The 20465-nt window shown below is 57.6% G+C and carries 18 protein-coding genes and 1 tRNA gene; 5 read left to right on the top strand and 14 right to left on the bottom strand.

The window, feature by feature from the left end:
• Window positions 1-2 precede the first annotated feature (2 nt).
• From pflB to HMPREF3155_RS07535, 3 genes are all read right to left on the bottom strand, one after another.
• Window positions 3-2093 carry a formate C-acetyltransferase gene (pflB, locus tag HMPREF3155_RS07545; protein WP_061924377.1) on the bottom strand — a complete coding sequence of 697 codons (2091 nt, stop codon included), beginning with the start codon at window positions 2091-2093 and terminating at the stop codon, window positions 3-5.
• A gap of 501 nt (window positions 2094-2594) precedes the next feature.
• Window positions 2595-4745, bottom strand: a complete 2151-nt coding sequence (locus HMPREF3155_RS07540) for a LamG-like jellyroll fold domain-containing protein (RefSeq protein WP_070432973.1) — start codon at window positions 4743-4745, stop codon at window positions 2595-2597.
• 593 nt (window positions 4746-5338) lie between these two features.
• A tRNA-Leu gene (locus HMPREF3155_RS07535) sits at window positions 5339-5420 on the bottom strand.
• Window positions 5421-5514: 94 nt separating this feature from the next.
• Between HMPREF3155_RS07535 and HMPREF3155_RS07530 the strand changes: the two genes are divergently transcribed.
• Together HMPREF3155_RS07530 and HMPREF3155_RS07525 are read left to right on the top strand one after the other, a co-directional pair.
• On the top strand, window positions 5515-5928 hold the full coding sequence (locus tag HMPREF3155_RS07530) for a hypothetical protein (protein WP_070432972.1): 414 nt from the start codon (window positions 5515-5517) through the stop codon (window positions 5926-5928).
• Between the two features lie 11 nt (window positions 5929-5939).
• On the top strand, window positions 5940-6284 hold the full coding sequence (locus HMPREF3155_RS07525; RefSeq protein WP_070432971.1) for a DUF3817 domain-containing protein: 345 nt from the start codon (window positions 5940-5942) through the stop codon (window positions 6282-6284).
• 54 nt (window positions 6285-6338) lie between these two features.
• Here the strand turns inward: HMPREF3155_RS07525 and rdgB are convergent, their stop codons facing one another.
• From rdgB to clpS, 8 genes are all read right to left on the bottom strand, one after another.
• Window positions 6339-6941 carry an RdgB/HAM1 family non-canonical purine NTP pyrophosphatase gene (gene rdgB, locus HMPREF3155_RS07520; RefSeq protein ID WP_061924389.1) on the bottom strand — a complete coding sequence of 201 codons (603 nt, stop codon included), beginning with the start codon at window positions 6939-6941 and terminating at the stop codon, window positions 6339-6341.
• The gene (gene rph / locus HMPREF3155_RS07515) at window positions 6935-7663 is read right to left on the bottom strand and encodes a ribonuclease PH (RefSeq protein ID WP_061924392.1); all 729 of its coding nucleotides are present in this window, start codon (window positions 7661-7663) and stop codon (window positions 6935-6937) included. The genes rdgB and rph overlap by 7 nt, the downstream gene beginning before the upstream one ends.
• A 13-nt stretch (window positions 7664-7676) precedes the next feature.
• A complete protein-coding gene (locus HMPREF3155_RS07510) occupies window positions 7677-8444 on the bottom strand; it encodes an MBL fold metallo-hydrolase (protein WP_061924395.1) in 768 nt (255 codons plus the stop codon).
• Between the two features lie 80 nt (window positions 8445-8524).
• A complete protein-coding gene (gene murI / locus HMPREF3155_RS07505) occupies window positions 8525-9301 on the bottom strand; it encodes a glutamate racemase (RefSeq protein WP_061924398.1) in 777 nt (258 codons plus the stop codon).
• Window positions 9302-9943: a rhomboid family intramembrane serine protease gene (locus tag HMPREF3155_RS07500; protein ID WP_061924401.1), complete on the bottom strand. Its 642-nt coding sequence runs from the start codon at window positions 9941-9943 to the stop codon at window positions 9302-9304.
• 13 nt (window positions 9944-9956) lie between these two features.
• Window positions 9957-10892, bottom strand: coding sequence for a P1 family peptidase (locus HMPREF3155_RS07495; RefSeq protein ID WP_201040747.1), 936 nt, complete (start codon window positions 10890-10892; stop codon window positions 9957-9959).
• A 3-nt stretch (window positions 10893-10895) separates the two neighbouring features.
• Window positions 10896-11432, bottom strand: a complete 537-nt coding sequence (locus HMPREF3155_RS07490; RefSeq protein WP_061924406.1) for a DUF2017 domain-containing protein — start codon at window positions 11430-11432, stop codon at window positions 10896-10898.
• Between the two features lie 14 nt (window positions 11433-11446).
• Window positions 11447-11785: an ATP-dependent Clp protease adapter ClpS gene (gene clpS / locus HMPREF3155_RS07485; RefSeq protein ID WP_201040749.1), complete on the bottom strand. Its 339-nt coding sequence runs from the start codon at window positions 11783-11785 to the stop codon at window positions 11447-11449.
• Between the two features lie 101 nt (window positions 11786-11886).
• On the opposite strand from clpS, the gene HMPREF3155_RS07480 reads away from it, so the two are divergent.
• From HMPREF3155_RS07480 to HMPREF3155_RS07470, 3 genes are all read left to right on the top strand, one after another.
• Window positions 11887-13227, top strand: coding sequence for a nicotinate phosphoribosyltransferase (locus HMPREF3155_RS07480; RefSeq protein ID WP_061924449.1), 1341 nt, complete (start codon window positions 11887-11889; stop codon window positions 13225-13227).
• A 154-nt stretch (window positions 13228-13381) separates the two neighbouring features.
• Complete coding sequence (locus HMPREF3155_RS07475; RefSeq protein ID WP_070432970.1) at window positions 13382-14401, top strand: HNH endonuclease signature motif containing protein; 1020 nt, start codon at window positions 13382-13384, stop codon at window positions 14399-14401.
• Between the two features lie 145 nt (window positions 14402-14546).
• The gene (locus tag HMPREF3155_RS07470) at window positions 14547-16529 is read left to right on the top strand and encodes an ATP-dependent DNA helicase (protein WP_371326260.1); all 1983 of its coding nucleotides are present in this window, start codon (window positions 14547-14549) and stop codon (window positions 16527-16529) included.
• Here HMPREF3155_RS07470 and HMPREF3155_RS07465 read toward each other — a convergent pair.
• The 3 genes from HMPREF3155_RS07465 to ctaD form a co-directional block, all read right to left on the bottom strand.
• Window positions 16498-17184: a peptidyl-tRNA hydrolase gene (locus HMPREF3155_RS07465; protein ID WP_061924454.1), complete on the bottom strand. Its 687-nt coding sequence runs from the start codon at window positions 17182-17184 to the stop codon at window positions 16498-16500. The two genes, HMPREF3155_RS07470 and HMPREF3155_RS07465, sit on opposite strands and share 32 nt — an antisense overlap.
• Before the next feature lie 34 nt (window positions 17185-17218).
• Entirely contained in the window at window positions 17219-18424 is a 1206-nt protein-coding gene (serB, locus tag HMPREF3155_RS07460; RefSeq protein ID WP_062044472.1) for a phosphoserine phosphatase SerB, read from the bottom strand.
• 171 nt (window positions 18425-18595) lie between these two features.
• Window positions 18596-20290 carry an aa3-type cytochrome oxidase subunit I gene (gene ctaD / locus HMPREF3155_RS07455; RefSeq protein ID WP_070432969.1) on the bottom strand — a complete coding sequence of 565 codons (1695 nt, stop codon included), beginning with the start codon at window positions 20288-20290 and terminating at the stop codon, window positions 18596-18598.
• Window positions 20291-20465 lie beyond the last annotated feature (175 nt).

The following is a 20465-nucleotide window of genomic DNA, read 5'->3' as shown; positions in this document are numbered from 1 at the left end:
GCTTACTTGGACTCCATGATGAAGCCTGCGTCCAGCACGCCCACCAGGTTGTCGATGCGCTCCTCCGGAGTGCGGCCGAGACCAGACGGGGTGATGGTGTTGGTCAGCGAGATGCCGTCCAACGCATCCTTGTAGTCCAGCTTGCCCACCGACAGCATGGAAGCGACCATGCCGTGGCTGTCAGCGCCGTTCTCTGGGTTTGCGCCCGGCGCGAACGGGGTGCCTGCCTTGTGGCCGGATGGGAAAGCACCGGTTGCCTTGCCGTAGACCACGTTGGAGGTAATGGTCAGAACGGACTGGGTTGGAATTGCGTTGCGGTACATCGGGATGGCCTTAATCTTATCCATCACGGTGTGGACGATGGTTGCGGCGATGTCGTCGGCGCGGTCATCATCGTTGCCGTAGAACGGGAAGTCGCCCTCGGTCTTGTAGTCAACGATGAGGCCGGACTCGTCACGGACCGGGTACACCTTGGCGTACTTGATGGCGGACAGGGAGTCAGCCACGATGGACAGGCCAGCGATGCCGCAGCCCATGGAGCGAACGATGTTGGAATCGTGCAGCGCCATCTCGACTGCCTCGTAAGCGTACCTATCGTGGCAGTAGTGGATGATGTTCAGAGCCTCGACGTAGGTGCCGACTACCCAGTCGAGCATCTCCTCGTACTTCTTCCAAACCTCGTCGAAGTCGAGCGGGCCGTCGCCTTGGATAGCGTCGTAGCCCTCAACAACCTGCTTGCCGGTAACCTCGTCGCGGCCGCCGTTGATGGCGTAGAGCAGGGCCTTTGCAGCGTTGACGCGAGCGCCGAAGAACTGCATCTGCTTGCCAACTTCCATCGGGGAAACACAGCAAGCAATCGCTGCGTCGTCGCCCCACTGCTCACGAATCTGCCTATCAGACTCGTACTGAATGGAAGAAGTGGTGATCGAGATGTGAGCACAGAACTTCTTGTAGCCCTCTGGCAGTGCTGGGTCCCAGAAAATGGTGATGTTTGGCTCTGGTGACGGGCCAAGGTTGACCAGGGTCTGCAGCAGACGGAAGGAGGTCTTGGTGACCATGTGGCGGCCGTCATTGCCGAAACCAGCGTCAGACCAAGTTGCCCAGTATGGGTCGCCGGAGAAGATCTGGTCGTAGTCCTCGGTGCGCAGGAAGCGAACGATGCGCAGCTTCAGAACGAGATGGTCGATGATTTCCTGTGCGTCCTCTTCGGTGATGATACCGGCTGCGAGGTCGCGCTCGAAGTAGCAGTCGAAGAATGCAGACAGGCGGCCGATGGACATTGCGGCGCCGTCCTGGGACTTGATGGAAGCCAAGTAGCCGAAGTAGGTCCACTGAACAGCTTCGTGAGCAGTCTTTGCAGGACCGGAGATGTCGAAGCCGTAGGACTGAGCCATGGCCTTGAGCTTCTTCAGAGCCTTGATCTGCTCTGCATGCTCCTCGCGGTAGCGTGCCCAGTGTTCGCTGAATCCGAGCTCGCCGACCTCATGCTTCTTAGCGTCCTTCTCGGCAATCAGGTAGTCGACACCGTAGAGAGCCACGCGGCGGTAGTCACCGATGATGCGGCCGCGACCGTATGCGTCAGGCAGACCGGTGATGATGTGTGATGATCGAGCCGCACGAATACGTGGGGTGTAGATATCGAAGACGGCGTCGTTGTGGGTCTTGCGGTAGCGGGTGAAGATCTTCTTGATGTCTTCCTCCGGCTCCTTGCCTGCCTCACGGATGGCCTGCTCAACCATGCGCCAGCCGCCGTTTGGCATCATGGCACGCTTGAGCGGAGTGTCGGTCTGCAAGCCGACGATGACGTCGTCATCCTCAGAGATGTAGCCGGCCGGGAAAGCATCGATGTCGGTTGGGGTGTGGGTGTCGACATCGAAAATGCGCTTTTGGCGCTCTACTGACAGGTAGTCCTTTTCGAGGGTGTCCCACGTGCGCTGGGTCTTTTCGGTTGGGCCCGCGAGGAAGGAAGCGTCTCCATCGTACGGAGTGTAGTTGCGCTGGATGAAGTCCCGGACGTTGATGCCTTCAGTCCATGGACCAGGCTCGAATCCTTTCCAGGCTTCAAACTGCAGCGGTTGCGTTGCGGTGGTCACGATTGTGACTCCCTTCTTGTTTGACACATTTCATTCAAGTGATTCGGGGCGCCTTGCCGCTGTTTCCTGTCACTGTGTTCCACGCGTTTCCTGCCGGAAACTTTGGTCTCACCTTCTAAGCGACGAGCGCCTCTTGTCTCCAATTTTAGGAGCCGTGACTGCACCCTCCTACTTGAGCAATTGTGTAACAGAGCACATCCGTGTTTATTCGATGCCCGCGCAGGTCATCAATTTCATAAAAGACGGACATACCGTTTAGATCGGGGGTAAATTGCCCCCGATCGTAAGCTTCCCCACATCGCATTGATAGCTTTTTTATCAGCGATTTCCGAATTACCTGCCGATCGGAAGAAAACCATTGTTGCGAATTTCTATAGCTAAACACCAGCTCAGATTCTTAATGCACATTGTGTTTATTTACTTCAGCAACAGGATAAATCGGGCACAAAATCACATTCTGCGCCCGATTGTTTCCACTTCCGATCGCGATTTTCGCAAGCTTTAGAAAGGCAAGCGTGGCAGCGGAATTCCCAATGTTCGGCTCAAGAAATTCGCCAGCGCAAAGCCTCCACCGACTACCGCCAAAAGGCCCACCACCACCGCGGCTAGGACGCCGCCGCTACTCGACGCCCCGCTCGACAGGCCCGCCGCAGAGCCAGTGGAAGACCCAGATGCCGATCCCGAAGCCGATCCGTTAGCAGATGCATCAGCATCATGATCCCGAGCAGTTAGCCACTGTTTCTTATCCAGCACGCCGCTGCTCAGACGGGTCTCGCCAATCCAGCCGTACCACGGGTCTTGTGGGTGGCCTTCACCGCGGCCTGCACCCATCACCCACTGCAGGTCACGCGGCAACAGCCCCTCTGCTCCCTTGGCATTACGCAAAATCGGCGCACCGTTAATGAACATCTCCACGGTGTCCTTTTCTGGGTCGTTGACCACAGCGATGTGCATCCACTCGTTCTTCGGCACCTCATGCGACCACACCGTCGAGCCGCTTCCTTCTTCCGGCTCTGCCCACCAGCGCAACTCCCGCAGGTTCGACACACCGAACATCACGGTGGGATCAGTATCCGTCGAGCCCGGTACGAGCTTGGAAATCTGCGAATCCCGCGAAATCGCACTGCCCCAGCCGTGCTTTTCACCATCAAAGTCCTCTGGCAGCTTCACAAAAGACTCAAAGGTATAGCCCGAATCGGAATCAAAGCGGTTAATAGCAGCATCCTTGGCGGACTTAAACTCCGCAGTCGTAGGTTTGCCGGCCGGGTCAGCCCAATACAGCGAGCCGCTATCCGACGACAATGGGTGATGGTCCGAGCTATACGTCACCCGGTCTGCGCCAACGACGCCGCCTTCACGATGCAAGTCACCGTCTCCTGCAATATCCGGAATGATGGTGCCAGCGTCGGCAGGTGCGCCGTCGTTAAGCGCTGCGCCTTCCTTATCCGTCGCCTTACCTGGCCGCCAGTGAAAGACCGTGTTTTCATTTTTCACGTAGTCATCTGGGCTCTGCGGAAGCTCATCAGCTTGAATCTCATATGGACGATAACCGTCAGAAACGATATCGCGCGCCTCCTGCGCCAAATCGCCATTGTCTTCATCACCGACCTGGAACTGCGGGTCAAAATCAGCGAAGCGTTGCTTGAAGTTGAACGGAATCTTGTAACTATCGCCCTTGCCCTCCAAAATCAGCTCATCGAATTGCGTGAGTTCTTCCTGCGGCTTCTGCGCGACCCATGGCGAAAGCGCTGCCATCTCGAGTTCGTTGCCGGTGAGATCAAACTCAAGGACACCCAAAAGGCCGTTTCCGCCCTGATAGGCCATCTGATAATCCTGCAAGATAGCTACAACATCGTGTCCGAAGTCGTTCTTGTCCACTCGGTAGCCTGCGCCATGGTGATGACCACCCATGGTGAGGAAAATCTGGTCGTTTTTACTGATGAAATCGTCCCACAAGTGCTTGCCATAATCGTCTGAATAGAAAACCTCACCGGAGCCATCAATGTTCAAGACCTCATGGGTAGTCAGGATTACCGGAAGGTCAGGGTGTTCATCGATAACCTGCTGCGCCCAATCCAGCACCTCGTTGTTGGCGCGCCATGCAAGGGCCAAGACCAAATACTCTTGGCCTTCGGCTTCAAAAATGTGGTACTCGGAATCAGAATCGACCCCAGTGAAGCGTTCCTGGAACGTCGAGTTGGCCTCCTTGGCGCGGTCAGCCCCAAACCACTGGTTGAAAGGTTGGTAGGAAGCATCGCCGGTCAAGTCGTGATTGCCAGGAAGGATGGAGTAGTTAAGATCCGACTGGTCGAGCGTACGCATCGCCTCGTCGGCGACCTTCCACTCCCCTTCCACGTCGGACTGATCCACGACATCGCCCAAGTGAGTAGCAAACTGCATATTTAGGGCGTCTTTGTTTTCCGCAAGCCATTCGGTTTGTGCCCGATAAGGTTCACTTCCGTAGCGCTCCTGTGCGAGGTTGCCAGTCTCAGGGGTGGAATAGCGAGAGTAGAACTGCGTATCGGGAAGCACGCCGAGTGTAAAGCGTGAGCCTTCCGAAGCAGACTGCGCCAGCGCATGTGGGGCAACGAGGCTGCTTGCGCACAGCGAAGAGATAACAAGAATGCCGATTTTACGATGCGAGAGGACCATGAATTTTCTCCGTTTGAGATTCCGGGGGACCTCAAGAGCCTAAGAAACTTAGGTTGCGAAAGTATTACCTTCACGTGAAATGTTGGGCTAAGTAGCAAAAAGTGTGTCTGATTCCAAGCATTGGTGCTGGCCAGAATATATAAATGCTTGGTTTGTTTCATCGAATACGAAATAGGCCAGGTTAGATAGCGAAATACCGCTTTCGATGTGAGTCTGTGGTAGTCCACAGCATCCGACTCTTAGAAGCCGTGAATACAACTTCATTGTCGCGGGGGTTCATCAGAGCGGAATGCAACGGTTTAGATTAGCTACCTGCAGCGCATTGCAGGTGGAACGCTTAAAGGCTTCATACCGGCCCTCTACGCCGCCTCAAACGAGGCGCACACAAACTGGTATGTGCGATCTCCGAGGCGCGCACCTTGTGCTCACAACGATGGAAGCCACGTAGCCCCTAGGAGGCTTTATGCCCGGAGATACGTACCCACGACACGCCGTAGCGGACACACTTTTTGCTACTTAGCCCGAAATGTTCATGGCGCCAAGAAATAAGCCCTGAACGGCAAAAAGCCTCCGTGTGACACGGAGGCTAAGCGTGCGCCCGGAGAGACTTGAACTCTCACGTCATAAGACACTAGAACCTAAATCTAGCGCGTCTGCCAATTCCGCCACGGGCGCTTGCAACGAAAGTAGTTTACATGTTTTCTACGCCCACGCTAAAACTGGCGCACCCGAATCCAGTTTTTTGTTTGTGTTGAGTAGGCTGTTACGGGTGAGTAATAACAAAGCGCCAAAGCGGCAGAAGCTGAAAGTGCGATGGTGGCATATCGTCCTCATCGCGTTTTTCGTGGTGCTCTTTTTATTGCTCGCCTACTGGCAGTGGACGCGCTTCCGCTCCGGCTCCGGCACCTTCCAAAATTTAGGCTATGCCTTCCAATGGCCGCTCTTCGCTGTCTTTGTGGTCTATGCGTATAAGGCCGCCCTAGGTTATGAAAATGAGCGCATTGAGGCAGAGAACGAAGCCGCCGAAATGGGTGTCACGGATTACCAGCACCAAGCAAAGTCCGAGCAAGGCGAAGTCACTAAGATCGATGAGGACTTCTTGCCGCAGCGCCCGCAGATGGACGTAGAAACTTTTAACGCCTTAAACCAACAGCGCCGCAGGCGTGGCGACGACCAGAATTAGAAAGTAGGGCCATGACTAACCAAGTTCACCCAGACCGTAAGGCCCGCATCCGCGGCCCGCTCAAGTTCTTTTCCATCGCCGCAACCGTGACCGGTATCTTCCTACTTCTCTTGGTTGCGCGCATGGTTCTCGAGTACATCGTCGGCGTGGAGATTCCGCACTGGGGCCTCTACATTGCCCAGGCCCACGGCGTGGCTTACATGATTTACTTGCTTTCGATTCTCATCCTCGGCCCGCGTGCGCTGTGGCCAGCAGGCAAGCTCATCACCACTGCACTAGCCGGCGTTGTGCCTTTCCTATCCTTCTGGATGGAATACAAGCGACGCCGCGAAGTCACCGAGCAATTCCAGCTTTAGTCCAGAAGCAGAAGGCCCAGCATCTGCTGGGCCTCAAGTGTATCCGGGGTAAAGCTACGCCAGCTTGGCGATGACGCTAGTAAGCTGCGCCAGCGCACGCCCGCGGTGGGAAACCGCGTTCTTTTCCTCCGGGCTCATTTGTGCCGAGGAGCGCTGCTCGCCCTCCGGCTGGAAAAGCGGGTCATAGCCGAAGCCATTCTCGCCCTTTGGTGCGCGCAGCAGCATTCCTGGCCACCGGCCCTCAGCTACGTGTTCCGCGCCGTCTGGCGTGACCAATGCGCACACGGAGACGAAGGCGGCTTGGCGTCGTTCGTCGGGAACATCAGCCATCTGTGCGAGAAGCAGCTCGTTGTTGGCTTGGTCATCGCCGTGCTGACCAGACCAGCGCGCGGAGAGCACGCCCGGCATTCCATTGAGCTCTTCGACGGCGATACCCGAGTCATCCGCAATCGTGGCGATACCAGTATTGGCAACGCCAGCACGGGCCTTAATCAGTGCGTTATCGGCAAACGTGCGTCCGTCCTCCACCGGTTCGTCATACGCCGGCACAGCGGAAAGCGGTAGCAACTCGACGCCTTCGATTCCCGCGTCTGCGAGGATGCGTTCGAGCTCGCCAAGTTTCTTCTTATTATTCGATGCGACGAGAAGCTTTACCATCCCAAAGCAGCCTTCTGCGCAGCAATCAGCTCGGTGCAGCCCTTCTGGGCCACATCCAGCATGGAGTTCAGCTCAGCGCGGCCGAACAAGCCGTGCTCGCCGGTGCCCTGAATCTCCACGAAGTCGCCGCCTTCCTGCATCACCACGTTCAGGTCGACCTCCGCGCGGGAATCTTCTTCATAAGGCAGGTCGAGGCAAATCTCGCCATCGATGATGCCCACGGATACCGCGGCGATTGGGTCCAGCAGCGGCTCGCCGGGCACGACGCCCTCGGACTTCAGGTACTCGATAGCATCTGCCAAGGCCACGTACGCACCGGTAATCGAAGCCGTGCGGGTACCGCCGTCTGCCTGCAGAACGTCGCAGTCGAGCTGGATGGTGTTCTCGCCCAGCTCGGAAAGGTCCACGGCAGCGCGCAGAGAGCGCCCGACCAAGCGGGAAATCTCGTGAGTACGGCCCTTGACTTTGCCCTTCATGGACTCGCGAGGCATGCGGTCGTGCGTGGCTGCCGGCAGCATCGAGTACTCAGCGGTCAACCAGCCCTCGCCGGAGTCCTTCTTAAAGCGCGGCACGCCAAACTCCACGGAGGCGGTACACATCACGCGGGTGTTGCCAAACTCGACGAGCACGGAACCTGCCGGGTTGGTGGTGAAGTTACGGGTAATACGCACGCTACGCATTTGGTCTAGCGCGCGACCATCAGCACGAGAAAAATCAGTCATGCACCCAAGGGTACTAGAGCTCGAACTCCATGCCCGGCGCGCCCAAGACGATCTCACCGTCGAACTCCGCCTGCGCTGCACGCAGGGTTTCTGAACTATCTCCCCATGGCTGGAGGTGGACGAGCACCAGCTTAGCGACGCCCGCCTCCCGCGCCACGCGGCCAGCCTCCGCGCCCGACATATGCATGTTAGGGGCCTTGCCTTCCGACGTCGCGCCCCATGCGGCCTCGCAGAGGAAGAGGTCGGCGTCGCGGGCAGCATCGACAAGCGCGGGGGTCGGGCAGGTATCGCCGGAGTAAGTAATGGTCTTACCGGTCTTCGCATGCTCCATGCGCAGCGAATACGTCTCCACTGGGTGGATCACCTTAAAGGGTGTCATATAGACGTCATCGATGAGCTGACTTTCACGGTCTATCCACGGGGAAAAGGCGAAGGTATCCGACATATCGTCGACGCCATCGACCTCGTCGGAGGAAAGACGACCCAAATGCTGTGGCGTATATGACGGCCCAAGGCAAAAATTGCGCGAAGGCGCAGGCGCCGTGGGATGGAAGCGACGCCAGACCATCAACGAGGGAAAGTCCATGCAGTGGTCGGCGTGAAGATGGCTAAATGCGACATGCGCATTGCAGGGGTCTTGGGCTTCTTGTAGGCGCGCCAAAGTTCCAGGACCCATATCCATCACGATTGATGGCGCATCAGGAAAGGACACCAGATACCCAGAGGCGGCGTTTCCCGGGACTGGGACGGAGCCGGAACAGCCAAGAATCGTCAGCTTCATGTGTCCAATAGTTCCACGAAACCTTCCCGATTGCTGGGATTGGGGTGAAAAAGACGTGAAACCGTGTCACGCGCGGTAGGTCACAATTGCGGGCCTAAGAAGCGGGAAGCCAAACGCGAAAAGGTCTCTGGGTCACCGGTTGATTCGAATTTACGGATCGGAGTGGCGTCTTCCGGCGCCAGCATGTCGGTTTCAGTAAGGATACGCATCACGTCCTTGGCCGTTTCTTCTGCAGAGGAAACGAGGGTGACGGACTCACCCATAGCCAACTGGATGACGCCAGTGAGCAGTGGGTAATGTGTGCAGCCGAGCACCAGGGTGTCGACGCCCGCGGACTGCAGCGGTGCGAGGTAGCCCTCAGCGACGCCGAGGATCTGGCGGCCGGCAGTAATCCCCCGTTCTACAAAACCTACAAAGTCCGGACACGCCACCGCATGCGCCTCGACGTGTGGGTTGACAGCGAAAAGGTCTTGATAGGCACCAGAGTTCACGGTGCCCTCAGTACCGATAACGCCGATTTTGCCATTGCGCGTAGTAGCGATGGCGCGTCGGACTGCCGGGCGGATGACCTCAACAACCGGGATGTCATAGCGCTCGCGAGCATCGTGCAAGAAGGCCGCCGTGGCGGTATTGCAAGCGATGACGATCATCTTGCAGCCGCGTTCTACGAGTTCATCTGCAATGGCGGTAGATAGCTCGCGCACCTCAGCGATGGGACGCGGGCCGTACGGCGAATGCGCAGTATCTCCAATGTAGATGATGGACTCGTTGGGCAGCTGCTCAATGATCGTTCGCGCAACCGTGAGTCCGCCCACGCCGGAATCGAAAATACCGATCGGGGATGCAGCGGATGCCATTTACTTCTTCGCCACCTTCACTGGGTCGTCGGAAGTGATAATCATACCCGCAGCGATACCACCGATCGCGCCGAAGAGGTGCCCTTGCCACGAGACTCCCTCATAGACCGGCAGCACGCCCCACACCAAGCCCGAATAAGCAAAACCGAGGAATACGCCCAATGCCGTTTGGGCGAAAGAACGGTTAAACAGGCCACGTACGATGAGATAGCTCAGCCAGCCATAAACCAAAGAAGAAGCACCGATGTGCGAGGTACCAGGCCCGCCGAGGAGCCAAGTGCCAATGCCGGCAATCAGCACCGTGATGATCGTGACCTCCCACCAGGCTTTCCGGCCAGAAAGACCAATGAGGAAGCAAAAGATAGCGCCCGGCACCGAATTGCCGATGAGATGCTCAAAGTTCGCGTGCAGCAACGGCGCCGTAAAGATGCCCCAGATACCGTTGAAATCCAACGGGTGGATGCCGTAGTTGGCCAAGTTGCCATTAAAAAGCACGTAGTTGACCAACTGCACGGCCCATTCCACAATCAAAAAGGCCACGGCAATCCCCAGGCCTGTGCGGATGCGCCCGCCGCGCGTGTAATTTTTTGAATCGCCACGATTTTTCAAAACGGTAGAACGCGAGGAATCACCTGAAGTCATAATGGCAATAACTTTAGTCCAGCATAGAGCTATAAGCCTCTAAGCCCAGGCCAGGGGCCGCTTTCACGATTGCCTCGACGATCGCTCGTTCGACAACCTCCGCCGCAGCATCGCACAGCGCCGCTTGCGTCGCGGTATCAACCCCACCGTTTTCTGTGGCAGTCGACAGCGCGAAAAGCGTGTCCCCGTCCAACGGCGAATGCGCCGGGCGCACTGCCCGAGCGATACCGTCATGTCCCACCATGGCCAAGCGCTTGGCTTGAGCCTTGGTCACCGGGGCGTCGCAAAACACTGCCCCAATCGTGGTGTTGAGCTTGGACTCCGCGGGGTGCTGCAGCTGGCTGAAACGCGCGACGTCGATAGGCGCGGCATGCGGTGCACCAAACAGGCGCCCAGTCTCTGCGTCCACAACGTTGCCCACGGGGTTCGCTACCACCAGGGCGCCAACCGTAAACTGCCCCATCGGCGTGCGCACCTGCTGCTCCGTCAAGCCCAAACCGCCGCGGAGCTTGCCAGCAGTAGCGCCCACACCAGCGCCTACGCTGCCCGTCGAATCATCATGTTCCGCAATAGCGCGCCGCACCGCCTCCGCACCATCAGATGCTGTGGGGCACTCAGCACCAACAAGGAGATCGAAAATCACCGCCGCCGGCACAATCGGCACACGCGGACCAGGCTTGTCCTCACCCAGCACCGGGAAACCGATGCCTTGGGAAGCTAGCTCGTTCATCACGCCGTCGGCAGCCGCGAGCCCAAACGCAGAACCGCCAGCCAAAGTGATGGCATGCACGCGCTCAACGGTGTTGTGTGGCTCGAGGAGATCCGTCTCCCGCGTGCCTGGGCCGCCGCCACGAACGTCGACGCTCGCGAGCGCGCCTTCAGCGCCGCAATACAAAACCGTGACGCCAGTGTCATGCCTGCTGACATGGCCAATGGAGATAAGCGCCATGATTTAGCCCATCAACACCTGCAGCAGAGAATCCTGGCAATAAGCCAACCATTCCACGAGCATGTCGCGGTCCTCGCTCATCGATTCCTCTGGGACATCGCCTGCAGCCACAAACAAACGCAGATCGTTCAAACCCGCAAGGAAGGCATGCGCTTCTTCCTCGCTGATAGTGACCTCCACGCCGCCCGTCGGCCCCAACGCAGTGTTAATAACCTGCAGGTTCTTCAGCTTTGCGCGCGCAATGTCATTTTCATGCAAAGAACGCAAAAGAGAGTTATCGCCTTCGTATTCCTCATCCCCCGGCTTCTCAAAGTCAGGGAAAAGACGAGCCAAGGAAGGGTCTTCCGGCGCCTCCGTATGCCCAGTTGGCATATCCAGCATCTGCGCAAGCTCATCCTGCGGGGCAGACTGAGCACGGGCAATAATCGCCTCAGAGACAGTAGAGGTGAGGTCACCTAAAACCTCGCGCTCCATCGGCTCCAAAATGGTGGTGTAACGCGCCGCGCGCATCAGCGACTTCTTCTTTTTCCAAGCTTGCATCTGACTGTGCCTTCCTAGCCTGCCTGCTGCATCGTGGCCCACAGACCAGCAATCTGCAGCTTCTTTACGTCTGCCTCGACTTTGTCGCGCTCGCCCGTCGATACCGCAGCCTTGCCTTCAGTATGGACCTGCATCATCAGCTCGTTTGCGCGCTTTTTGTCGTAGCCCAAAACCGTCTGGAAGACGTAGGAAACGTAGCTCATCAGATTGACTGGGTCGTCCCAAACGATGCACATCCAAGGGAGGTTTTCGCTGGTTGCAACATCGACTTCGATGGCCTCATCTAATTCCGGAGTGGCCATGGGCGACCCCAGGCGGACAGAACCACCAGGTAGAGCAAAGTGCGCATTCATGCCTTCTACCCTATCGAAATTTCTACACATACATTAAAAGATTAAAGGAGTAATCGCTGCTAAGAAGTTGGCCGCTAGGTACCATTTCCGATGTGACTAACATCGCCGAACATACTTTTCCCTCCGACCCTGACCGCTCCACAGCGCTGCTGACCGATAAGTACGAGCTGACCATGCTCCAAGCAGCGCTCAAAGACGGTTCCGCGCACCGCCAGGTGACCTGCGAAGTTTTTGCCCGCCGTCTGCCCAATGAGCGGCGTTATGGCGTGGTCGCCGGCACTGAGCGTGTGCTACGTGCGGTTCGAGACTTCCAGTTCACCGCCCAGCAGCTGGCGCAGATGGACTTTCTCGATGAGCAGACCAAAGAATACCTGCGCAACTACCGCTTTTCCGGTCACATCGACGGCTACCGCGAGGGTGAGATTTATTTCCCTAACACTCCCCTGCTTACCGTTCGGGGCACCTTCGGCGAGTGCCTAATCCTAGAGACCGTCATCCTGTCGATCATGAACTCCGACTCGGCAGTGGCGTCGGCAGCCTCGCGAATGGTTACCGCTGCAGATGGGCGCCCCATCATTGAAATGGGCTCCCGCCGCACCCACGAATATGCCGCAGTCACCGCTGCCCGCGCCGCCTACCTGGCGGGCTTCAACGCCACCTCGAATCTGGAAGCCGGATACCGCTACGACATACCCGTCTCTGGCACCGCTGCCCACGCTTGGACGCTAGCGCACGTCAACGAGGATGGCTCACACAATGAGGAAGCAGCGTTTCGCTCCCAGATTGATACGCTCGGAGTTGATACCACCCTCTTGGTCGATACCTATGACATCACCAAGGGTGTCGAAACCGCAGTGAAAGTAGCCGGCCCACAGTTGGGCGGAGTACGTATCGATTCCGGCGATCTCGGCCCAGTTACCCGCCGCGTGCGCAAACAACTCGACGACCTAGGCAACCACAACACCAAGATTGTGGTCTCCTCCGACCTCGACGAGTTCGCCATCGCGGGCCTACGTGGCGATCCGGTTGACGTCTACGGCGTGGGTACCTCCGTCGTTACCGGCTCCGGCGCGCCAACTGCCGGCATGGTCTACAAGGTCGTTGAGGTAGAGGGCCATCCGGTGGCAAAGCGTTCTTCTTCGAAGCAATCGCAAGGCGGCGCCAAGCGTGCTTTGCGCACCTACCGCTCCACAGGTGTCGCGGTCGAGGAGATTGTGCTGCCTTTCGACGCCGCGGATCCTGACACTGGCACTCTTTCCACCCGCGAGATGACAGTCCCGCTAATGCGTGACGGAGAGATTGTCGAGGGACTGCCCAACCTGCACCAGGCCCGCGAATATCGTGCCCAAGCGATTACCACCCTGCCGTGGGAAGGCCTTGCGCTTACTCGCGATGAGCCGGCAGTTCCGACCCGCCTGGTGGGATTTCCTGAGCACTCGTAACTCCGCTGGCAAAGCCACAGCTGTGGATAACTTTGTTGACGAATAAACGAAGCTGACCGGGCTGCTAGGCACCAGACTAGACCGGCCGAGAGTTATCCACAGGCAGAAAATTGCCTCTTGTTTTGTCTTCTTGGCAGCCCCTACTGTCAGGGCTATGACAACCACGCACCCACCGCTTATCGCAGCGTTGCGGCTCGACGTCACCAGCCTAGAGCCCATCGCTGGTCTAGACGTCCGCGCTCTCACGCGCATGGGTGTAAGCCGTGTCGATGCAACCATGGCCGTGCGCCTCGCCGAGGTTTATTACGGAAAGACTCATGCCACACGCCTCCAGGCCGCAGCCCGCGCAAATGCTCAGTCCCAAGGCCATAGCCTGCGCGTTCTAGAGAAGATCGAGGGAAAACTAGCGAAGATACGCAACTCCTGGCAGATACGCGCTCGCCTTTGTGCCACACCGGAGCACCTTATCGACGCCACCGCCCGCAAACTCATCAAGAAGCCACCGCGGAAACCACGCGCCAGCTTTTCCCACGGCGCGAACGGATGGATGCGGCTGGCCATTACCACCGACAAACCTTGGCTGAAGGATGCTCTCCAGCGGATCACCGGCCTTAGCGATTCCGTTACCCCTAGTGAGTCGGCAATCCTAAGAGGCTTCGAAAAATTAGGGCGGGGTGAGGCCTCGCTTAGCGACGTCGCTCCTGCCCCAGCGCGTGTAGCCAACGTCATCATTACGCTCGACGAACTCACCCAAATCGCACAAGGCGCTGGGGAAGAAATACAGCTACGAGCAACCGACGGTACGGTGCGCAACGGCGCCGATTTTGTCACTGAACGCTTAGCCCAGCAGGGGCTTGCAACCCTCGTTCATCCGCGGCACGGGCCAGTTAATCAGTATCGTATGCAGCGTTTTGCCAATGCGAAACAAAGGGACATGGCGCTTTCGACATTTCCACAATGCGCGCATCCCGGATGTACGATTCCCGGCACAGACTGCCAGGTTGACCACATCACCCCTTGGAAGTCGGGAGGCGAAACAAATGCCGGAAACCTATTGCCCTTGTGTCGTTACCACAACGGCCTGAAAGCAGAACATGCTACCTATCGGCGAACTAAACAAGGCGTCATGTTCATCCCGCCTTTCGCTGACCCCATCGCGTGCCGAGTTGATTAGCCCTAGCCTTTCAAGATTAGCCCTAGCCTTTCAAGGACAGCTCGAAAGGCCAATTCGGCATGCCTTCAGCATTGCTCCGGCATTGCTGCGGTTGGCTAAGCCTCTGGGTTCTTACTTAGTGTGGCAAGTAGCTAGACTGTGTCGAGTGAGCAACCAGCCTTTGAATCAAACCACGGAACTGCTCCTCGATACTGCCGTCGAAGCGCTCGGCGGCGCGCGGCGTGATGGCCAGATGAAGATGGCAAATGCAGTCACGCGCGCGCTCGAGTCAGAGCGCCATCTTGCGGTGCAGGCTGGCACCGGTACGGGCAAGTCGCTGGCTTATCTGGTTCCGGCGATCAGGCATGCACAGAACTCCGGGCACACCGTCATCGTCTCAACTGCTACCTTGGCGCTGCAGCGTCAGCTTGTTGAGCGTGACCTTCCGCGATTGGTCGACGCTCTGGAAGCGGTAATGGAAGTTAAGCCCACATTCGCAATCATGAAGGGCCGTTCCAACTACCTCTGCATGAACAAGGTGGCGCGAGCCGAGGAATTGGCGGCGGAAGATGCCCTGATGGAAGAACAAGAAGTCTCCCGAATGGGCCGGCATATTCAGCGCATCTATGAGTGGGCGGATGAGACCGAATCGGGTGACCGCGACGACCTTGATCCTGGCGTCCCCGACTTAGCTTGGCGCCAAGTTTCTGTCACTTCTGCCGAATGCCTCGGCGCATCGCGTTGCCCGCACGGTGAGGAATGCTTTGCTGAGGCGGCGCGTCGAAAAGCAGCGGATGTCAACATCGTGGTGACGAACCACGCCCTGCTTGCCATCGATGCGGTATCGGATATCAATATTCTCCCCGAGCACGAAGTTGTAATCATCGATGAGGCCCACGAACTCGATGGGCGTATCACCTCGGTGTCTACTGCGGAAATCACCGGTCGTGCAATCAAGATGGCGGCTAACCGTGCTAAGTCTCTTGGCGCGCAAGGCAAAGACCAGAGGCTTTCGCAGATGGCCGATGAATTCGTGATGCTTCTAGGCGAGTTTCCGCCCGGCCGCTGGATCGATATGCCGGACAATGCCAAGCAACAGCTGACCGCGCTGGGCGATACTCTACGCGATTGCAAGGAAGCCATCGCTCGCGCGCCTGAAGGTGAGCAGACAAACGATCCAGAAACCTTCGCCGAACGCCAGAACTTGGCCAATCACTTGGTCACTATGTCCGAGGCAGTTGCCCGTATTCTGGATGTCTTCGCCACTGGTGATCCTTCCGCGCAGGAAGACGTGGTGTGGGTAGAGCGCGATGAGCGTTCGATGATCGATACGTTGGCTGTCGCTCCCTTGTCCATCGCTGGCATGCTCCACGAGAAACTCTTCGGCGAACAGACTGTTGTGCTTACCTCGGCAACCCTTGCGCTCGGTGGCCGCTTCGATGCCATGGCCGCGCAATGGGGCATGCCGAAAGGAACGTGGGACTCCCTCGATGCGGGCACTCCTTTTAACCCCGCCGAGAAGGGAATCCTTTACGTAGCCAAGCACTTGCCACAGCCAGGCCGCGATGGGCTCGCTACAGAGACACTCGAGGAAATGCGTGAGCTCATCATGGCCGCAGGCGGCCGGACCCTCGGGTTATTCTCCTCGCGGCGCGCTGCTGAACAGGCAGCGCAGGAGCTCAAAGCGAAGCTGCCTTTTGATATTTATGTCCAAGGCGAAGACTCGATTGGAGCGCTTGTCGACAAATTCAGCAAGAACGAAAACTCTTGCCTCTTCGGTACGCTCACGCTCTGGCAGGGCGTCGACGTGCCGGGGCCTTCCTGCTCACTCGTGCTGATTGACCGCATCCCCTTCCCCCGCCCCGATAATCCCCTCATGCAAGCGCGTACCGAGGCCGCGCAGGCAGCAGGGCGCAGTGGGTTCATGGAGGTATCTGCAACTCATGCGGCACTGCTCATGGCACAGGGAGCTGGACGGTTATTGCGCTCGATCAATGACCGCGGTGTCGTCGCAGTCTTGGATAGCCGCCTCGAAACCAAACGCTACGGCGGATTCCTGAAAGCATCCATGCCGCGTTTTTGGACAACAACCGATTCCGAGACGGTAAAGGCAGCGCTTAAACGGCTCGTGGCAGCGCACACACAGTAGCAGAGTCAGGGGCGACCTCGGTAAAGCCGGCGTCGCGGATGATGACGGCTTCAGGTCGCGCGCAGGCTTCTTGGAAGTCGGCGTGGCTTACCTCGCGTACTGAAAGCGCGAAGTCGCGCTCAGCCCACGCCCGCGCCTCGTCGAGGCTCATTGCCGCCGCAAGCATCATCGACCCATGCCCCACCTGGGCCGCTGCTTTACCGGCCGACATTCCTAGCGAACCATCGACGTAAATAGCCGGCGTATCCGGTGCTGCTGGGCCTGGTTCGTCCCGCTCTAAGTCGGTGTGACCGATTTGTAGTTTCCGAATGGCCGGTTCAACATCAGCGACCGCAGAAGGCACAAAAGCACGAGCACGATCGCTAACGGTTACGCCAGGTAGCTGTTGGACATCGCTCCATGCTTTGTTCCGCGCACGGCGTGCGACCTTGCGGATGCGGTGTCCATACCACTGCGCGAGCGCTTCGGCGAAAGCACCATCCTCGCCTGCTCGCTCGTCGAGGCATACCGCCACGACTGCCTGGGCTGCGGCCTCAAGGACCTCAGTACGGCTCGGAACGGGCTGCTTTGGGATATGCAACGCAATCTGCATTGCTTGAACGGTTTCCGGCTTTGCAGGATCTTCTGGGTCGTCACGCCAGTTGCGCGAGTCCATGGCGCTCACCAGACGTGCATGTGCAACATCAAAGCTAGTCAATTGCAATCTCCTCTGCGGGCACCCCAAGAATCTGGAGAACTTCGTCCATATACGGATGATTGACGGAAGCATCAGCGACTTCTTTAAGCGCAGGTTTCGCATTGAACGCGATTCCGAGGCCCGCAGCAGTGATCATATCGATGTCATTGGCGCCATCCCCAACTGCGACTGTTTGGCTCATCAGGAGACCCGAGTCCGCGGCGAACTCGCGAAGGAATTCTTCCTTCGCCTTTCGGTCGACGACCTTGCCGATAACACGGCCGGTGAGCTTTCCGTCGACGATCTCCAGGGTATTAGCGCGCACATAGTCAAGCTCCAGTTCCTTGGCAAGGCTTTCCAGCACTTGGATAAATCCGCCGGAGACTACAGCAGTGCGATACCCCATCCGCTTTAGGGTTCGCACGGTTGTCCGCGCTCCTGGGGTAAGCTCCAACTGCTGAGCAACTTCGTCGACTACTGCCACGTCCAAGCCAGCCAAAGTAGCTACACGCTCACGAAGAGACTGCTCAAAATCGAGCTCGCCCCGCATTGCCCTTTCGGTTACTGCAGCGACTTCTGCTTCTTTGCCTGCGTGAGCGGCCAACATTTCGATGACCTCTCCTGTGATAAGAGTGGAATCGCAATCGAAGCACACGAGGCGCTTTGCCCTACGCTGCAGGCCCGCTCTCTCGATCGCGATGTCAACGCCAAGCTCATTCGACAACTGCGCCAAAGCTGCACGGACTGGATCGGCAGAGCCTTCCAAGCTAATGAATAGTTCGAATCCTAAAAGCGGGGAAGTCGACAACCCGCGAATGCGATCGATATTCGCATCGAAGTTTGCCAGGCACTGAGCAAGTGATGACATAGTCTGGGCTGATAACTGCTCCCCCAGAATCACCACCGAGTGAGTCGAGCGCGGGCGGGAGCCGGACTCTGCCTCTTCTACAGACAGAGTCACCTGTTGGTTATAGATACTCAACGTATTGCGCAGACCATGTTCCAGTTGCGGCAATCTTTCGCCAGCAACACGGACATAGGCCGAAAGCGAGATGCGGCCCGAAAAGATGGCTTGCTCGACATCGACAAGCTCCGCGCTATGCGAAGAGAGCACTCGGAAGAATGCCGCCGATACGCCAGGCTTATCGGGGCCGGAAGTCGTAATCACCGCGAAGGTATCACACGCGGGAACCTTTACGTTGTCAGCTTGATAATCCACTCGGTTAGTATCCCACGCGAATCGATGGAAATGGGAGTAATCGCCAAGCATTTGACTTGGATAGTGCCTTGAACGCACAAAACCGCCTCCCCCGTTGCAAGTACAGTTGGGGAGGCGGTTGTCAGGAGTAAAGCGGCTAGCTCTAGTGCTTAACAGTCAGTGCTAAAAGCTCTAGTGGTGGCCGACGTGCGCTTCCTCGCGCATGCGCTTAACCATGTGCGGGTAGTGCAGCTCGAAGGCCGGACGCTCAGAGCGGATACGCGGCAGGGAAACGAAGTTGTGGCGCGGCGGCGGGCAGGAGGTAGCCCACTCGAGGGAGTTACCGTAGCCCCAAGGGTCATCAACGGTAACGATCTCGCCGTAGCGCCAGGACTTGAAGACGTTCCAAACCAGCGGGATAACGGAAGCACCGAGGACAAAGGAGAAGATCGTGGAGATCTGGTTGTAGACGGTGAAGCCATCAGACTCGAGGTAGTCAGCGTAGCGACGTGGCATACCCATGTTGCCCACCCAGTGCTGGACAAGGAAGGTGCCGTGGAAGCCGATGAAGGTCAGCCAGAAGTGAATCTTGCCGAGGCGCTCGTCGAGCATGCGGCCGGTCATCTTCGGGAACCAGAAGTACAGACCTGCGAACGCGGAGAACACAACCGTACCGAACAGGGTGTAGTGGAAGTGCGCAATCAGGAAGTAGGACTCAGCAAGGTGGAAGTCCAGTGCCGGGGAAGCGAGCATAACGCCGGTCATACCGCCGAAGAGGAAGGTGGACATGAAGCCCATAGCGAAGATCATCGGGGTATCCCAGGTGATGTGGCCCTTCCACATGGTGCCTACCCAGTTGAAGAACTTAACGCCGGTCGGAACCGCGATGAGGAAGGTCATGAAGGAGAAGAACGGCAGCAGGATAGCGCCGGTAACGAACATGTGGTGCGCCCACACAGCCATGGACAGGGAGCCGATGGCCAGAACCGCGAACACCAGGCCGATGTAGCCAAAGACTGGCTTACGGGAGAAGACCGGAACGACCTCGGAGATAACGCCGAAGAACGGAAGTGCCAGGACGTAAACCTCAGGGTGGCCGAAGAACCAGAAGAGGTGCTGCCACAGGATGGCGCCGCCGTTAGCGGAGTCGTAGATGTGGCCGCCGAGCTTGCGGTCATACAGGATGCCCAGTGCTGCAGAGGTCAGCAGCGGGAAGATCATCAGAACGATGACGGAAGCGGTGAAGATACACCAGGTGAATACCGGCAGGCGGAACATGGTCATGCCAGGCGCACGCAGGGTGAGGATGGTGGTGATCATGTTGACTGCGGAAGCAATGGTGCCAACACCGGTAGCGCCAACACCGACAATCCACATGTCGGCACCGATTCCTGGGGTGTGGACAGAGTCAGCCAGCGGGACATACATGGTCCAGCCGAAGTCAGCAGCACCACCTGGGGTGGCAAAACCAAGCAGCATTACGATACCGCCGGTCAGGGTGATCCAGAAGCCGAATGCGTTCAGACGTGGGAAGGCAACGTCCGGCGCGCCAATCTGCAGCGGCAGGATGTAGTTACCGAAACCCCACACAACGGGAGTAGCGAACAGCAGCAGCATCACAGTGCCGTGCATGGTGAACAGCTGGTTGAACTGCTCGTTGGACAGGAACTGCAGACCCGGGCTGAAAAGCTCAGCACGAATCAACAGGGCCATGAAGCCACCGAGGAAGAAGAAGCTGAAGGACATGATCAAGTACATGATGCCTAGCTGCTTGTGGTCGGTGGTGGTAAGCATTACCCAAGCCTTAGAGCCGGTCTTGGAATTTCCAGTCGGCTCTGGACGGGTTGGCGCGACGTAATCGTCGAGCCTTGGCGCCACAGCGGTCATTAATTTCCTCCTGAAGAACAAGTGCCATGCACGTCAAAGCCTAAAAATAAGCCTTAGCGCCACAACACCTAAGTTTACTCGACTTATATTAGGGGACTTCGCTGTGAAATTTCCAGCTTTCCCAATGACCATAGAAGCTAGTTAACCCCGTTTTTAGGCAGTATTTTTCGAAAAT

Origin of the sequence: Corynebacterium sp. HMSC06D04 (assembly GCF_001807315.1) — a bacterium.
In the GTDB taxonomy this organism is placed as follows: Bacteria; Actinomycetota; Actinomycetes; order Mycobacteriales; family Mycobacteriaceae; genus Corynebacterium; species Corynebacterium simulans.
This window is presented reverse-complemented; position numbering and strand designations above follow the sequence as displayed.

Bases quoted from the DNA above. Each gene is read 5' to 3' on its own strand.
- HMPREF3155_RS07540 (WP_070432973.1), bottom strand. From the start codon at position 4,745: ATGGTCCTCTCGCATCGTAAAATCGGCATTCTTGTTATCTCTTCGCTG.
- HMPREF3155_RS07525 (WP_070432971.1), top strand. From the start codon at position 5,940: ATGACTAACCAAGTTCACCCAGACCGTAAGGCCCGCATCCGCGGCCCG.
- rdgB (WP_061924389.1), bottom strand. From the start codon at position 6,941: ATGGTAAAGCTTCTCGTCGCATCGAATAATAAGAAGAAACTTGGCGAG.
- rph (WP_061924392.1), bottom strand. From the start codon at position 7,663: ATGACTGATTTTTCTCGTGCTGATGGTCGCGCGCTAGACCAAATGCGT.
- HMPREF3155_RS07510 (WP_061924395.1), bottom strand. From the start codon at position 8,444: ATGAAGCTGACGATTCTTGGCTGTTCCGGCTCCGTCCCAGTCCCGGGA.
- murI (WP_061924398.1), bottom strand. From the start codon at position 9,301: ATGGCATCCGCTGCATCCCCGATCGGTATTTTCGATTCCGGCGTGGGC.
- HMPREF3155_RS07500 (WP_061924401.1), bottom strand. From the start codon at position 9,943: ATGACTTCAGGTGATTCCTCGCGTTCTACCGTTTTGAAAAATCGTGGC.
- HMPREF3155_RS07495 (WP_201040747.1), bottom strand. From the start codon at position 10,892: ATGGCGCTTATCTCCATTGGCCATGTCAGCAGGCATGACACTGGCGTC.
- HMPREF3155_RS07490 (WP_061924406.1), bottom strand. From the start codon at position 11,432: ATGCAAGCTTGGAAAAAGAAGAAGTCGCTGATGCGCGCGGCGCGTTAC.
- clpS (WP_201040749.1), bottom strand. From the start codon at position 11,785: ATGAATGCGCACTTTGCTCTACCTGGTGGTTCTGTCCGCCTGGGGTCG.
- HMPREF3155_RS07475 (WP_070432970.1), top strand. From the start codon at position 13,382: ATGACAACCACGCACCCACCGCTTATCGCAGCGTTGCGGCTCGACGTC.
- HMPREF3155_RS07465 (WP_061924454.1), bottom strand. From the start codon at position 17,184: ATGGACTCGCGCAACTGGCGTGACGACCCAGAAGATCCTGCAAAGCCG.
- ctaD (WP_070432969.1), bottom strand. From the start codon at position 20,290: ATGACCGCTGTGGCGCCAAGGCTCGACGATTACGTCGCGCCAACCCGT.